At 71.7% G+C, this 14,982-nt stretch carries 14 protein-coding genes; 9 read left to right on the forward strand and 5 right to left on the reverse strand.

Annotated elements, in window-relative coordinates; translation table 11 throughout:
• Position 1 precedes the first annotated feature (1 nt).
• From KME78_RS22590 to KME78_RS22600, 3 genes are read left to right on the forward strand one after another with little or no spacing between them, the layout of a single operon-like run.
• Positions 2–976, forward strand: a complete 975-nt coding sequence (locus tag KME78_RS22590; protein ID WP_246651576.1) for a zinc-binding dehydrogenase — start codon at positions 2–4, stop codon at positions 974–976.
• Between the two features lie 17 nt (positions 977–993).
• A complete protein-coding gene (locus KME78_RS22595) occupies positions 994–1,956 on the forward strand; it encodes a helix-turn-helix transcriptional regulator (protein ID WP_219531100.1) in 963 nt (320 codons plus the stop codon).
• Between the two features lie 57 nt (positions 1,957–2,013).
• Positions 2,014–3,147 (forward strand): C45 family autoproteolytic acyltransferase/hydrolase, encoded by a 1,134-nt coding sequence (locus KME78_RS22600; protein ID WP_219531101.1) that lies wholly within the window; start codon positions 2,014–2,016, stop codon positions 3,145–3,147.
• Here KME78_RS22600 and KME78_RS22605 read toward each other — a convergent pair.
• Genes KME78_RS22605 through KME78_RS22615 form a run of 3 tightly spaced genes read right to left on the reverse strand, consistent with a single transcriptional unit; the run spans position 3,119 to position 6,815 of the window.
• Positions 3,119–4,603 carry an AMP-binding protein gene (locus KME78_RS22605; RefSeq protein ID WP_219531102.1) on the reverse strand — a complete coding sequence of 495 codons (1,485 nt, stop codon included), beginning with the start codon at positions 4,601–4,603 and terminating at the stop codon, positions 3,119–3,121. The genes KME78_RS22600 and KME78_RS22605 overlap by 29 nt on opposite strands.
• Positions 4,603–5,652, reverse strand: a complete 1,050-nt coding sequence (locus KME78_RS67245) for an acyl-CoA dehydrogenase family protein (protein WP_219531103.1) — start codon at positions 5,650–5,652, stop codon at positions 4,603–4,605. Before KME78_RS67245 ends, KME78_RS22605 begins: the two co-directional genes overlap by 1 nt.
• A complete protein-coding gene (locus KME78_RS22615; RefSeq protein ID WP_219531104.1) occupies positions 5,649–6,815 on the reverse strand; it encodes an acyl-CoA dehydrogenase family protein in 1,167 nt (388 codons plus the stop codon). Before KME78_RS22615 ends, KME78_RS67245 begins: the two co-directional genes overlap by 4 nt.
• Positions 6,816–6,974: 159 nt before the next feature.
• Between KME78_RS22615 and KME78_RS22620 the strand changes: the two genes are divergently transcribed.
• From KME78_RS22620 to KME78_RS22635, 4 genes are all read left to right on the forward strand, one after another.
• The gene (locus tag KME78_RS22620) at positions 6,975–8,198 is read left to right on the forward strand and encodes a sensor histidine kinase (protein WP_308127086.1); all 1,224 of its coding nucleotides are present in this window, start codon (positions 6,975–6,977) and stop codon (positions 8,196–8,198) included.
• A gap of 3 nt (positions 8,199–8,201) precedes the next feature.
• Complete coding sequence (locus tag KME78_RS22625) at positions 8,202–9,554, forward strand: sensor histidine kinase (RefSeq protein ID WP_308127087.1); 1,353 nt, start codon at positions 8,202–8,204, stop codon at positions 9,552–9,554.
• Positions 9,555–9,565: 11 nt separating this feature from the next.
• Positions 9,566–10,165, forward strand: a complete 600-nt coding sequence (locus KME78_RS22630) for a TetR/AcrR family transcriptional regulator (RefSeq protein WP_219531105.1) — start codon at positions 9,566–9,568, stop codon at positions 10,163–10,165.
• A 66-nt stretch (positions 10,166–10,231) separates the two neighbouring features.
• Positions 10,232–11,197, forward strand: coding sequence for an AurF N-oxygenase family protein (locus KME78_RS22635; RefSeq protein ID WP_219531106.1), 966 nt, complete (start codon positions 10,232–10,234; stop codon positions 11,195–11,197).
• Positions 11,198–11,212: 15 nt separating this feature from the next.
• Here KME78_RS22635 and KME78_RS22640 read toward each other — a convergent pair whose 3' ends face one another.
• Positions 11,213–11,971: a class I SAM-dependent methyltransferase gene (locus KME78_RS22640; RefSeq protein WP_219531107.1), complete on the reverse strand. Its 759-nt coding sequence runs from the start codon at positions 11,969–11,971 to the stop codon at positions 11,213–11,215.
• A gap of 119 nt (positions 11,972–12,090) precedes the next feature.
• Here KME78_RS22640 and KME78_RS22645 point away from each other — a divergent pair, with 119 nt between their 5' ends.
• Positions 12,091–12,741 carry a copper resistance CopC family protein gene (locus tag KME78_RS22645; RefSeq protein ID WP_219531108.1) on the forward strand — a complete coding sequence of 217 codons (651 nt, stop codon included), beginning with the start codon at positions 12,091–12,093 and terminating at the stop codon, positions 12,739–12,741.
• Positions 12,738–13,763 (forward strand): CopD family protein, encoded by a 1,026-nt coding sequence (locus KME78_RS67250; RefSeq protein ID WP_219531109.1) that lies wholly within the window; start codon positions 12,738–12,740, stop codon positions 13,761–13,763. Before KME78_RS22645 ends, KME78_RS67250 begins: the two co-directional genes overlap by 4 nt.
• Here the strand turns inward: KME78_RS67250 and KME78_RS22655 are convergent.
• Positions 13,721–14,908 (reverse strand): hypothetical protein, encoded by a 1,188-nt coding sequence (locus tag KME78_RS22655; RefSeq protein WP_308127088.1) that lies wholly within the window; start codon positions 14,906–14,908, stop codon positions 13,721–13,723. The genes KME78_RS67250 and KME78_RS22655 overlap by 43 nt on opposite strands.
• Positions 14,909–14,982: the final 74 nt, after the last annotated feature.

Below are 14,982 nucleotides of genomic sequence, written 5' to 3' on the forward strand. Positions count from 1 at the left end.
CATGAACGTTGTCGAGGTGACAGGTTTCGGCGGTCCCGAGGTGCTGGTGGTCAAGCGGGCCCCGGATCCGGTGGCGGGTCCGGGGCAGGTGGTGATCGGCGTCTCGGTCGTGGATGTGATGTCCATCGACGCGCAGTTGCGGGCGGGATGGGGCCAGGAGTGGTTCCCGCTTCAGCCGCCGTTCGTGCCCGGCACGGGGGTGGCCGGGCGGGTGCTGTCCGTCGGCGAGGGGGTCGATCCGGCGTGGACGGGGAGGCGGGTGGCCGCGCTCCTCCCGGCCGGCGGGTACGCCGAGCGGGCGGTGGCCGAGCTGGACACGCTGGTCGCGGTGCCCGACGGGGTGGGCTGGCGCGCGGCGGGCGCGCTGATCCAGGTGGGTCCGGCGGCGCTCAGCCTGATCGACGCCGCCGAGCTCAAGCCGGGGGCCCGCGTGCTGGTCACCGGCGCGGGCGGGGCGCTGGGCCTGCCTCTGGTGCGCCTCGCCGCCGCGGCGGGCGCCGAGGTCACGGCCGCGGCCCACGACCCGGCCAAGCGAGCGGCCGCGGTACGGTTCGGCGCGACCACGGCGATCGGTTATGACGAGCTCACCGGCGGCTTCGACGTCGTGTTCGACGGTGTCGGCGGCCAGGTCGGGAGCGCGGCCTTCCACCTGGTCGAGCGCGGCGGGACGTTCTTCGCGTACGGCGTGCCGAGCGGTTCCCCCGCCCAGGTGGACCCGGGCGAGGCCGAGGCGCGGGGCGTCCGCCTGGTCGGCATGGAGCAGGTCCAGTTCACGCCCGAGCGGTTCAGACGGCTGGCCGAGCGGACCATGACAGAGACGGCGGCGGGCCGGCTCGCCACGGTGATCGGCCTCGCCGTGCCGCTGGAGCGGGCGGCCGAGGCGCACGCCGCCCTCGCGTCCAGGGAGCTGGTCGGCAAGGCGGTGCTGCTGGTCACCGCCGAGGCGGTCAATGCGGAAGCGGACTTTCCGCGATAGCGGGCAGACTGGTCGGCATGCTGGACACCTCGGCCCGTCTGCTCAAACTGCTCTCCCTGCTCCAGGCGCACAAGGAGTGGTCAGGGCCCGAGCTGTCCGCGCGGCTCGGGGTCTCGACCAGGACGATCCGCAACGACGTCGAGCGGCTGCGCAGCCTCGGCTATCCGGTCAACGCCACGCCGGGCGTCGCGGGCGGCTACCGGCTCGGCGCCGGGGCCGCGCTGCCGCCGCTGCTGCTCGACGACGAGGAGGCCGTGGCGGTGGCCGTCGGGCTCGGCCGGGCGGCGGGCGGCGGCGTCCAGGGCATCGAGGAGACCTCCGTGCGCGCCCTGGCCAAGCTGGAGCAGGTGCTGCCGTCGCGGCTGCGCCGCCGGGTCAACGCCCTGAACACGTACACGGTCCAGATCCCCGGCGGCGGCCCGTCGGTGGCGCCCGAGGTGCTGACCACGATCGCCAACGCGGCCCGCGACCACGAACGGCTCCGCTTCGACTACACCGGCCACGACGGCTCCTCGACCCCGCGCGACGTCGAACCGCACCGGCTCGTGCACCGGCGCGGCCGCTGGTATCTGGTCGGCTACGACATCGAGCGGCGGGACTGGCGGACGTTCCGGGTGGACCGCGTCGTCCTGCGCGTACCGGCCACGGGGCCCCGGTTCACGCCCCGCGAGTTGCCGGGCGACGGGGACGTGGCCGCGTACGTGGAGAAGGGCGTGAACACCGCGATGTGGCGCTACAGCGCGACGGTGCTGCTGCACAGCCCGGCCGAGGCGGTGCGCCGGCTGCCGCTGGAGCTCGATGTCGAGCCGGTCGACGAGGCCACCTGCCTGGCCCGGCTGGGCGGCGACGACCTGCACGGAATGGCCGTGTGGATCGGGTTCATCGGCGTGGACTTCGAGGTGCTCGACCCGCCGGAGCTGGCCGAGCACGTCCTTCGGCTGTCGGAGCGCTACCGGCGCGCCGTACGCGACCCTCGCTGACGGAGACCGTCAGCGGACGGTAGGAGGACGGTCAGCGGCCGGCGGCAGCCTGGCGGCATGAAGAACATGAAGCAGATCGCCGGCGGCCGGGACGACTTCCAGCTCGTCCGGCACCTGACCCTCCACGGCAGCCAGGCCGAGATCGGCCGGGCGCTCACCGAGGAGGCCCGCCGGCTCGGCTGGGCGCCGAGGCCGCTCGACCCCGCCGTCAACCGGGCCCGCCGGACCTGGTTCGAGCGGCACTGGCCGCAGCACCACGCCCGCATGGACGGTGCCGCCGAGGCGCTCGGCCTCGACCCGGACCAGGACGACCTGGCCCTCGACGGGCTGAGCTACGCGCCCGCCGGCTCGGGCTGCTCGGCGCTGTGGTGCCCGCCGTCCGCGAGCACCGACGGCCACGGCAGGGTGGGCCGCAACTACGACTTCTTCACCGCGACGATCAGCGAGATCATGGGCCAGGCACCGCGGCCGGGCGAGCTGCCGATGGCGTCCAGGCCGTACGTGATCACCACGGTGCCCGACTCCGGCCTGGCCTCGACCGTCATCACGATGAACGAACTCGACGGCTGCATGGACGGCGTCAACGAGGCCGGCCTGGTCGTCATGCTGCTCATCGCCGACATCGTCACCGCCGCGCCACCGCAGGACCCCGCGCCGCAGGTCGGGCTGAACAGCGTGCAACTGCCCAGGTTCCTCGTCGACACCTGCGAGAACGTGGAGCAGGCCAAGCAGGCGCTGCTCGGCGCGAAGCAGTACGACCACGGCGCGCCGCTGCACTACCTCGTCGCCGACGCGCACGGCGGGGCGTTCGTGTGGGAGCGGGGCAGGGACGGCAAGGAGCACATCATCGAGTTCGGCGACGCGCCGCTCTGCGTCACCAACCACCTGCTGCACCTCAACCCCGACCCGATGAACCTGCCCCCGGACACCGAGGCCAGCCTCCGCACGTTCGGGCGGCTGCGTTCGCTGTACGAGCGGAGCAAGGGCGCCACCATGTCACCGGACGACCTGCGCAAGAGCCTGCTCGAGGTGGGGCCGGACATGGACATGCCGTTCCGCACGCTCTGGAGCACGGTGTTCGACACGGCCGACCGGACGCTGTCGACCCGCTTCTTCCTGGGCGACGGCCCGGACGGGGCGCGTTACACCGACGAGCTGGTCTTCAGCGCGCGTCCAGGAACTCCTGCCTGACCTTGGACCGGGACAGCTTCCCCGTCGGCGTGCGGGGCAGCGCGTCCCGGTACTCGATCACCTTCGGGTGCTTGAACCGGGCGATGCGCGGCTCGCAGTGCCGCAGCAGCGCGGCGGTGAGCTCGGCGTCGCCCGTGACGCCCGCGACGGGCTGGACGAGGGCGACGACGCTGTGCCCCCACTCCTCGTCGGGCACCCCGATGACGGCCACGTCCGCCACGGAGGGGTGCTCCAGCAGCGCGGCCTCGATCTCGGCCGGGTAGATGTTGACTCCGCCGGACACGATCAGGTCGGTGCGCCGGTCGCACAGGAACAGGAAGCCGTCCTTGTCCAGGAAGCCGATGTCGCCGGGGGCGTACCAGTCGCCGCGCATGCTGGCGGCCGTCTTCGCCGGGTCCTTGCGGTACTCGAACGTGCCCATGCTGGACTTGACGTAGATCATGCCCGGCTCGCCCGGCGGCAGCTCCGTCCCGGCCTCGTCGAGGATCCTGGCCTCGAACGTGGGCGCCGGCCGGCCCACCGTGCCGGGCCGGTCCAGCCAGTCCCGCGGCTTGACCGAGAAGGCGATCGTCGACTCGGTCGAGCCGTAGTACTCGTAGAGCACCGGCCCCCACCAGTCCATGATCCCCTGCTTGACCGCCACCGGACAGGCGGCGCCGGTGTGGACGACCTGGCGCAGGCTCGACATGTCGTAGCGCGCTCTGACCTCGGCGGGCAGCTGCAGCATCCGGTGGAACATGGTCGGCACCATCATCGCGTTGGTCACCCGGTGGCGCTCGACCAGCTCCAGGATGCTCTCCGGCTCGAAGCGCGGCGTGATCACCACGGTATGGCCGAGGTGCAGCGCGAACTGCGTGTGGGCGCACGGCGCCGAGTGGTACATCGGCGAGGTGACCAGGTGCACGGCCTCGCCGGGCACCAGGTCCACGATCTCGCCGAGGAACCAAATGTAGAGCGGGACGAGCGCCTCGGGCTCGGCCCCGGACAGCCGCCGCTGCACGCCCTTGGGGAAGCCGGTGGTGCCGGAGGTGTACCACATGACGGCCCCGGCCATCCGCCCGCCGGGCGCGTCCGCGGGCTGCCCCTGGGCCAGCCCGGCCGTGCCGGTCTCGCTCCCAGGTACGTGGCCGTCGGCGGTGACCACGATCTTGGCGTCGCAGTCGTCCAGGATGTAGCTCACCTCCGCCTCGGTGAGGTGCCAGTTGATCGGCACGTAGTAGAGGCCGATCTGCCCGGTCGCCATCAGCATGATCACCGCGTCAAGGCCGTTCGGCAGCACGCCGGCCACCACGTCGCCGTCGACGAGCCCGCGGGCGCGCAGGCCGTGTGACACCTGGTTGACCCGGGCGAGCAGCTCGCCGTACGTGGTCCGGGACCCGTCCACGTCGATGACCGCGAGCCGGTCGGGGTCGGCGGAGGCGATCGCGTAGAAGCCGGGCAGGCCGTTGACGTCCATCACAGCTCCAGCAGGTCGGCCAGGCGGGCCCGGTGGATTCGCGGCGGGCCGAGCAGCACTTCGTCGGCTTTGGCCCGTTTGTAGAACAGGTGCGCGTCGTGCTCCCAGGTGTAGCCGATGCCGCCGTACAGCAGCAGGTGGTCGCGGGCCACCTCGAAGCAGGCCCGCCCCACGTACGCCTGGGCCAGCGCGGCGGCGGCGGGCAGCTCGTCCGGCGACTCGTCGGCGGCCCAGGCGGCGAAGCGGACGATCGACTCGGCCTGCTCCAGCTTGCAGTGCATGTCGGCGAGCTTGTGCTTGACCCCCTGGTAGGAGCCGATGTACCGGCCGAAGGCGACCCTGATCTTGGCGTAGGCGACGATGGCGTCCAGCGCGGCCCGCAGCACGCCGAGCTGCTCGGCCGCCAGCGCCACGGCGAGCCGGTCGCCGACGCCCGGCGCCGCCGGGCCGATGACCCGGCCCGGCGCGCCGTCCAGGGTCACCTGGGCCTGGCCGCGGGTCAGGTCGAGCGTCTCCAGGGCGGTCCTGGTGACGCCGGGCGCGGTCAGGTCGACGGCCGTCATGACCACGCCGTCACCGGTCAGCGCGGGCACCACGAGGACGTCGGCCTCCATGCCGCCCAGCACCTGGGCCAGCGTGCCGCGCACGGTCACGCCTGACTCTCCCGAGTTGGCTGCGACGGTCACGTCGGAGTCGGCCGGCGGCTGGGCGAGGGTGGCCACGACGCGGCCTTCGGCGATGCCGGTCAGCAGCTCCTTGTCCGGCACCCGGGTCAGCGCGATCGTGGCGAACACCGTGGCCAGGAAGGGTCCGGGCAGCAGCGCGGCGCCCGTCTCCTCCAGCGCGACGGCCAGCTCCGCGAAGCCCGCGCCCGCGCCGCCGTACTCCTCCGGGACGATCAGCCCGGACAGGCCGAGCTCGCCGTTGAGCCGCGCGTACACCTCCCGGTCGTAGCCGTCGCGGACCTTGGGCAGCGGCGAGGCCGCGGCGAGGAACGAACGGACGGCGGCGCGCAGCTCCTGCTGCTCCTGGCTGAGTACGAGCTTCACCCCTGCGTCCCCACCTTCAGGTCCTTGAACGGCACGGTCTTGTCCACCCGGGGCTCGGGCGGCAGGTTGAGCACCCGGTCGCCGATGATGTTGCGCATGATCTCGTTGGTGCCGCCGCCCAGCGACATGCCCGGGGCCTGGGAGATCGCGTGGGCCAGCGGGTGGCCGCCGACGACCGACTCGGGCCCGACGAGCCGGGTCGCGAGATCGGCCTGGAACAGGTACAGCTCGGCCAGCAGCAGCTTGGCGGCGCTGCCGCGGGCACCGGGGAAGATGCCCGCCTTGGTCTCCTGGGAGAGGCGCTGGTTGAACAGCGCGAGCGCGCGCGTGCGGATGTGCAGCTCGACGAGCTCGTCCCTGACCAGCGGGTCGGTGGTGTCGACCACCTGGCGCAGCGCCGCCAGTGAGGTGGGGTCGTCCCTGCCCGCGCCCATGCCGACGCCCGCCGAGATCGACAGCCGCTCGTGCAGCAGGGTCGTGACCGCGACGCTCCAGCCGTCGTTGACCTCGCCGACGCGGTGCTCGTCGGGGATGGGGACGTCGTCGAAGAAGATCTCGTTGAAATTGGCCCGGCCGGTCATGTCCTTGAGCGGCCTGACCGTCACGCCCGGATGGCGCATGTCGACCACGAACATGGTCAGACCTTTGTGCTTGGGCACCTCGACGTCGGTGCGGGCCAGCAGCAGCCCCCAGTCGGCGTGGTGGGCGACCGAGGTCCAGACCTTCTGGCCGTTGACGATCCAGTTGTCGCCGTCGCGTACGGCCCTGGTCTGCAGGCTGGCCACGTCGCTGCCCGCGCCCGGCTCCGAGAAGAGCTGGCACCAGATCTCCTCGCCGCGCAGCAGCGGCCGGACGAAGCGTTCGCGCTGCTCGTCGGTGCCCCGGTCGACCAGGGTCGGGCCGGTCATGCCGAGGCCGATCGAGAAGACGTAGGTGGGCAACGTGAAGTCGCGGGCCGCGGCGGCGAACGCGCGCTCCTCCGCCTGCGTCAGCCCCTGGCCGCCCCAGCGCGCCGGCCAGGTGATGCCGGAGTATCCGGCGTCGTAGAGCCTGGCCATGAAGTCCTTGGCCCTGGCGACCGGGTCGCCCTCGGGGGGCTCGCCGGACGGGGCGTTGTCGAGGAGCCAGGCACTGGCGGTACGCCGATACTCATCAAGGTTCACATCGTCTCCTTGGCATCAGTGCTCACTTACTCTAACCAGCCGGATGCGGCACGCATAGAGCACCGTTCTGTTGGCGTTTTATGGTGATTTGTCGCCGAATCTCCGTTAATTAGGATGGTGATGACTTAGTGTGATCGGCTGATCGCCGGGGGGAAAGGTGTGGTCACACGGTTCGGGCGGTCCGTGCGCGCGCGGCTGACGCTGTTCGCGAGCCTCGCCATGGCGCTGCTGTGCGTCGTGGTGAGCGCGTTCGTGCTGTACGCGGTGCGTACCACGGCGGTCGGATACCGCACGAACGAGGCGCTCACCGCCGCCCTGCGCGTCGTGCACCTGGTCAAACGGGACGAGCTGCCCGCGCGGATCAGCAGCGAGGTGGACGGGATCCAGGTCGTCGACGCGGCCGGGCGCGTGGTGTCCACGACGGCGAACCTGACCGGCCGCCCACCCATGAGCCGGCTGACGCCCGCCCGCGACAACGCCGGCCGCACCCAGGTCGTGTGCGACCTGCCCGTCTTCCCCGGCCGGTGCGAGATCCTGGTCGTCCTGCGCGTCTACGAGCGGGACGGCGACTGGCTGGTCTACGCGGCCAGGGCCATGGTGCCGCGCTACGTCCACCCGGCCGTGCTGGGGTTCCTGGGCGGCGACTCGCTCGCGCTGGTGGCGTTGACCTGGTTCGGGGTGTCGCGGGCGATGGCCAGGACCCGCACGCCGATCACCCGGCTGGAGCAGGCGGTGGAGCGGCAGCGCAGGTTCGTCGCCGACGCCTCGCACGACCTGCGCAGCCCGATCACCGCCATGCGCGTCCAGATCGAGGAGGCCCTGCTGTACCCGGCCGACGCCGACTGGCGGCGGACCGGGGCGGCGCTGCTGAGCGGCCTGGACCGCCTCGAGGCCATCGTCGGCGACCTGCTGACGCTGGCCAGGCTCGACGCGGGCGCCCTCGCCGACCGCGAGCCCGTGGACCTGGCCGAGCTGGTCGGCGCCGAGACGGCCCGGCCACGGTCGAAGCCGGTGATCACCACGCTGCGGCCGGGTGTGACCGTCATGGGCGACCGGCTCCAGCTGGCCCGCCTGCTCACCAACCTGCTGGACAACGCCGAGCGCCATGCCGAGTCCCAGGTCGTGGTGGCCGTACGGCGCCACCTCGGGCTGGCCGTACTCGAAGTCCTCGACGACGGCGCGGGGATCGCGCCCGACCAGCGGGAGGTCGTGTTCCAGCGCTTCACGCGGCTGGCCGCCGCGCGCGACCGCGACGGCGGCGGTACCGGGCTCGGCCTGGCCATCGCCCGCGAGATCGCGCTGGCCCACGCGGGCACCCTGACCCTGGAGGACTCCGACCGCGGCGCCCGATTCGTGATGCGGCTCCCGATCACGGAGGGCTGAGGGGTGTTCGCCAAGTGGTCGGTGCGGCGCAGGCTGACGGCGGCCGCCCTGCTGGTCACGCTGGCCGGCTACCTCCTCATCGCGGCGCTCATCGTCACGCCACTCGCGCACGCGCTGGTCACCGGTCACGAGACCGAGCACGCGGCCAAGGCGGCGCACCGGGTCGCGCTCGCCATCCAGCGGACCGCGCCGGAGCAGGTCAGGCCGATAGTGATCACCGAGGATGTCGACCTCATCCAGGTGGTCGACGACCAGGGCATCGTGCGCCAGGCCAGTCCGAAGATGCTCGGCCAGCCACCGCTCACCACGGACACGTCCACGGGCAACGACAACCGGGTGGACGCCGTCGTCTGCACCAGCCGGGTGCCGGGCGGGGATTGCCTGATCACCGTGGGGTACCGGACGCCGGTCGGCGCGACGACCTGGATGGTCTACGCCTACACCCCCGTCGTCCCCTGGTACATCAGCCCGCTCTACGTGCTCGGCGTGCTGTTCGCCGTGCTGCTGCTCTCCGCGACCACCGCCTACGTGACCTGGCTGGCGGTGAGCAGGGCACTGCGGTCCGTCACGGCCATCAAGACCGAACTGGCCGAGATCACCGCCACGGACCTGGGCCGCCGGGTGCCGCCCCTGCCGCACCGGGACGAGCTCGACGACCTCGCGTGGACCGTGAACCAGACCCTGGACCGGCTGGAGCACGCGGTCGAGCAGGAGCGCAGGTTCGCCGCCGACGCCTCGCACGACCTGCGCAGCCCGATCACCGCCATGCGCACCCAGATCGAGGAGGCCCTGCTCCACCCGGACGAGGCCGACTGGCCGCGGACCGCCGTGGCCATGCTGTCGAGCCTGGATCGGCTGCAGGCCATCGTCACCGACCTGCTGACGCTGGCCAAGCTCGACGCGGGCGCGCCCGGCGTCGGCGCCGACGTGGACCTGGCGGAGCTGGTCGAGGAGGAGCTGGTACGCAGGGCGCCCGGCAAGCGGGTGGAGCGGCACCTGCGGCCGGGGGTGGTGGTGATCGGAGACCGGCTGCGCCTGACCCGGCTGCTCGCGAACCTGCTCGACAACGCCGAGCGGCACGCCGAGTCCACGATCACCGTGACCGTCGACGAGCGGGGCGGCGAGGCCGTACTGGAGGTCCAGGACGACGGCGCGGGGATCGCGCCGGACCAGCGCGACATCGTGTTCCGCCGGTTCACCCGGCTGGACACCTCGCGCAACCGCGAGGACGGGGGCACGGGGCTCGGGCTGTCCATCGCCCTCGAAATCGCCACGGCGCACGGTGGTACTCTCACCGTGGAAGATTCCGATACCGGTGCCCGGTTTGTCCTACAAATCCCCCGGGCTAGTAGTTAAAGTGGCCCGCTGTGACACGGGGTTTCAGCCGATTACGGCAAGAGGATTTACTGAAGACGGCCTGCGAGGTCATCGCCGAGCAGGGGTTCGGGCATACCAGGACGGTCGACATCGCCAGGGCCGCCGGCGTGAGCCAGGCACTGCTCTTCTACCACTTCGAGACCAAAGATCAGCTGTTCGCGCAGGCGTTCGCCTACGCCGCCCGCATCCATCTCGACCTCCTGGACGACATCGAGCGCTCGCCGAGCCCGCCGCGCGAGAAACTGCGCGCCCTGCTGCGCCGCTCCTCCCCCGCGGGCTCGGCGGAGGGCTGGCGGCTGTGGATCGACGCGTGGTCGGAGTCCATGCGCAACAAAGAACTCGAGCAGACCTCGCGGCGGCTCGACGCCCGGGGCAGGGTGGTGCTGCGCGGGATCATCGAGGCCGGGGTGGCGTCGGGCGACTTCGTCTGCCCCGATCCCGAGGAGTCCACCTGGCGGATCTTCGCGCTGCACGACGGGCTGGCCATCCAGATCCACGTACATCCCAGGGTTGTGACCCGCCGCTGGGCCACCCAGCTCGTCCGTAGAACGGCCGCCGCCGAGGTGGGCATAAGCCCGGACGATCTGTGATCCGCCTCACCCTTCCTCTCTTATTAGATGGTTCGTACAATTACCAGGCGAGGAGAGGAGCAGGCGATGACACGCGCACCGAGCTCTACCGCCGCCAGGGAGAACGACGAGCGGATCGCCGACCGGAGCAGCTACGAGGCGGTCATCGCCCGCCTGTCGAAGGCGTCGGTCGACAAGCACTGGGAGCCGTACAAGGACATCCCCTGGGACGATCCGGAGTTCCTCGTCGACCAGACCGATCCCCGCTGGGAGCTGCCCGGGGTCGACAGGCTCGGCGGCCATCCGTGGTACCAGGCCCGCTCCCCCGAGACGCGCGCCAGGATCGGGCTGTGGCGGGTGGCCACGGCGATGAAGATCGGGCTGCAGTTCGAGAACCTGCTCAAACGGGGCCTGCTCAACTACGCCTACCGGCTGCCGAACGGGTCCCCCGAATTCCGCTACGTCTACCACGAGACCATCGAAGAGGGACATCACGGGATGATGTTCCAGGAGTTCGTCAACCGCACGAAGCTTCCGGTGCGCGGCATGCCGGGGCCGCTCAGCCTGCTCGCGCAGGTCGCCCCCTGGATCCCGCCGATCTCGACCGAGCTGTTCTTCGTGTTCGTGCTCGGCGGCGAGGACCCGATCGACCACGTCCAGCGCAAGGTACTCAAGGACGACCGGGCACACCACCCGCTCGAGGAGACGATCATGCGCATCCACATCGCGGAGGAGGCCAGGCACATCTCGTTCGCCCGGCACTACCTGCGCGACCGGGTGCCGACGATGCCGCGTTACCGGCGTCTCATGCTGGGTGTCGCCTCGCCGATCATCCTGGGCATCATGGCCAGGATCATGCTGGCGCCGCCCGGGTCGATGATCAAGCGGTTCGCCATCCCGCGTGACGTGGTGGTCCAGGTGTACCTGCGCGACCCGGCGGCCAAGCGGGAGATCCGCGACTCGGTGGGCAGGACCCGCGAGCTGTGCTCCGAGATCGGCCTGGTGAACGCTCTCACCAGGCGGATCTGGCAGGTCATGGGCATCTGGGCCTGACCTCCCGCGCCCAGTTCAGGAGCGGCGGGCGATCAGCACCTCGGTGACCGTCCGCTCCTGCCACACGCCCGACGGGTTGTCGGCGAGGAGCACCTCCCTGACCGCGTCGACGAACTCCGCCACCCGGTCGCCGAGCCTGGTGGGAGTGGTGTAGGAGTACGACAGCTGCAACCCGAGCACGGCATCGAGGTCCCAGCTCAGCCGCTGTTCGAACAGGCTCGACTCCACCCGGTCGAAGGGCGAGTCCACGAGCACGTCGTGGTGGTGCTCCCCGCTGGACTGGAAGGAGCCGACCGCTTTCGGCTCGTCCGACGCGTACGCGGCGCGCACCAGCCGGACGACCGGCTCCCACGGATGCTCGCCCGGGTCGCGGGACGGCCCGACGAGGGCCACCGCGCCCTCCGGCGGGAGCAGCCGGTCCAGCTCGGCCAGTACGGCCCTGCGGTCCATCCAGTGGAACGACCTGCCCATGACGACGTCGTCGAAGGGCGGCAGTCCGGCCAGCGTCGTGGAGTCTCCGGACAGCCAGCGGATGTTCGGGCTACCGGCGGCGACGCGCCCGCCCTCGGCCAGCATGCCGGCGTCCGGGTCCACGGCGATCACCTCGTGCACGGCGGGCGCCAGCGGGATCGCCACCGTACCGGGGCCGCAGCCGAGGTCGAGCACCCGGCTGCCGGGGCCGAACGCCCGCGCCAGGCAGCCGATGGCGGCCTCTCCGTGTCCGGGCCGGTACTTGGCGTAGTAGGGGGCGGCGCCGTCGAAGGGGTTCGTCATGGTGAGACGATATGCGGGTTCTGGAACGATCGTTGGGTGCGTTCCGACGGCGACGAGTTGGGGGTCATGTTGTGGGGCACGGTTCACCGGCCCGCCCGGCGGCGAAACTGGAGGTGTTCGTGAGGCGGCTATTCGTGATCGTGCTGCTCGCGGTCGCCGGGGTGGGCGTCGCCCTCCCGGCGCAGGCGCACAACGTGCTGGTCGGCAGCGATCCCAAGGACGGGGCGACGCTGACCGCCGCGCCCGCGCGGATCACGCTCGTCTTCGACCAGGCGGTACGCCAGGGATACGCCCAGGTGGGCGTGACCGGGGCCGACGGGACGACGTGGGCCGACGGATCGGCCGAGGTCGCCGCCGAGAAGGTGTCGGTCAAGGTCAAGCCGCTGCGGGCGGGCGGGGCCTATGTGGTGGGCTACCGGATCCTGTCGGCCGACGGGCATCCGGTCACGGGCAAGATCAGCTTCAACCTCGCGGCGGACGCCACGGCCGTGACGCGGGCCCCGGCCCAGGCCGACACCGGAGCCGGCGCGTCCGGAGCCGATGCCGCCGAAGCCGCGGCGAACGGCGGGGCGGGGATGGCCGTCGTCTGGATCGTGGGAGCGCTGCTGGTGCTGGCCGCCGGCACGGCCGTGGCCCTGCGCCGCGCCCGCACCCCGGAGCCCGACAGCGAGACGCGCGATGGTGACACACGGGTCTGCGGGACCGCAAGCCGCGCCGCGACCGGCGACCGCGAGGGTGACACGCGCGGCGGCGAGAGGGCGGACGCGTGACGATCACCGCTCCCCCGAGGCCGCGGGTCGGCGGGCGCTGGGTGGTCGGGGCGTTCGCGGTGTGCGCGATCGTCGCGGCCGTGGCGGCCAGCACGTTCACCGCGCAGGAGGCGGTGCCGGGCATTCCCATGCCGGGGCCGATCGTGGCGTACGGGCTGCCGGTCGTGCGGGTGCTGCTCGACCTGGCCGCCGTGGCCGTCGTGGGGCTGAGCCTGGTGCCCAAGCTGCTCGGCTTCGACGCGCCTGAGCTGACCGAGCCGGTCCTGCGCAGGACCCGGCCGCTCACCGTCACCGCCGCGTGGGCGTGGGCGGTCTGCGCGCTGCTGACGATCGTGTTCCAGACGGCCGAGCTGAACCCGGGCGGCCTGCCCACGGTCGGCATGATCGCCGCCTACGTCGACGGCGTCGGCACCGGCCAGGGGCTGCTGTTCAGTGCCGCGTGCGCGCTGATGGCAGCGGGCATCGGGCTGATGGCGGTGCGGTTCGGCGAGAAGGTGCCCGCCGAGCTGCGGATCATCGTGGCGCTGTTCGGCCTGCTGCCCATTCCGGTGACCGGTCACGCGGTCAACTCCGTCTGGCACGACCCCATCATGATCGCGATGGAGACGCACGTGATGGGCGCGGCGGCGTGGGCGGGCGGGCTGGTGGCGACGGCGGTGTTCGTCGCGCCGCGCCCGTCGCTGCTGGCCGCCGCGCTGCCGCGCTTCTCCAGGATGGCGACCGTCTGCCTGCTGCTGGTCGGCCTGTCGGGGCTGATCACCGGGCTCGGCACGATGGCGCTGACGCCCGGCGTGGAGCTGCCGGGCGCCATCGTGACCAGCCACTACGGGGTGCTGGTGGTGGTCAAGCTGATGCTCACCGCGCTGGTGGTGCCGCTGGCCGCGCACGTACGGTTCCGGCTGATGCCGCTCATCCGCCGGGCCGAGCCCACCGCCGTGATCGGCTGGGTGGCGGCCGAGGTCGCCCTGATGGGGCTGGCCTACGGCGTGGCGGTGGCGATCACCCGGGCCTCGATCGGCTGACGCCGCGTCGCGAACCACTCGCAGGCCAGCCAGGCGGCCATCAGCCCCACCCCGGCCCAGACGGCCGACGACATGACCAGGGGCGGCGCGCCGAGCAGGCCGGTCTGCCCCTTCAGCGCGCCGTACACCTGACCCATGATCGAGCTCTGCGCGACCAGCGCACCGTAGACGGCGGCCGTCGCCACGGCCGCCCCGAGCACCGCGCGCACCGGCGCCAGACCACGTGAGGGAAGCCGTACGGCGAACGCGAGGTCCACGCAGAGGCCGCCGATCACCAGGAAGAACGGCACCGCGGACGGCGGGAAGCCGGTGAACGTCAGCAGCGGCCAGACCAGCGTCCTGAACCCCACGTAGGAGGCGGCCACCAGCGTCGCCGCGCCGAACCTGCCGATCATCATCCGGGCCACGACCAGCACGGTCACCCCGACGACCACCGCGTACACCGGATAAAGATAATCCGGCACAGGAAGGGAGAAGTTAGTCATCATCACCCGGTCGACCGGGCGGCCCATCTGGTCGGCGGCGAACCGCATCAGGATGGGCTCGGCGTAGACGGCGTGGTTGTCCCAGGCACCGATCGACAGGATGCCGTATTCCTGGTGCTGTTCGGGGAAGTGCACGTTCTCCAGGAAGAACGCGAAGAACGCGCCCAGCATGACCGTGCGCTCCCTGCCGGGCGGCGCGCCCATGAACCAGCCGCGGATCACTCCGGCGATCATGAAGAACGTGCCCGTGTAGAGCATGAGGTGGGACGGGCTCCACGAGGTGATGTCCAGGCCGTTGACCCGGTGGTTGATCAGGTCGAGCGGCACGGCGACGAGGAACACGCCGGTGCCCCACTGGATCAGCCGCAGCGCCGCCTTGTCCACGCCGTAGCCGGTGTAGCCGTGGATCACGGTCAGTGCGAGGGCCAGGGCCGTACCGGCGGAGTTGAGCAGGTGAGGGGGAGCCAGGTCGTCGCGCAGCCACTTGAAGTGCCACGAGACGTCCCAGGCCGAGCCGAGCAGCTTGAACGTGAACGCCATCAGCCAGCCGTAGTAGAGGACCCTGAACAGGTCGGGCGGCGTCTCGCGCCCCGCCTGCCCCCGGGTCCAGTACGGCAAGGCCCAGTCGGCGGCGGTCTTGATGATTGCGGGAGCCTTCACGGCGGAAATCTTACGATGCCTTGCCTCAGGAACAATGCGCCCAGGTCCTCCGTGATCTGCCTGGTATGAGCGGT

The sequence above is a fragment of the Nonomuraea guangzhouensis genome, from assembly GCF_019396345.1.
In the GTDB taxonomy this organism is placed as follows: Bacteria; Actinomycetota; Actinomycetes; order Streptosporangiales; family Streptosporangiaceae; genus Nonomuraea; species Nonomuraea guangzhouensis.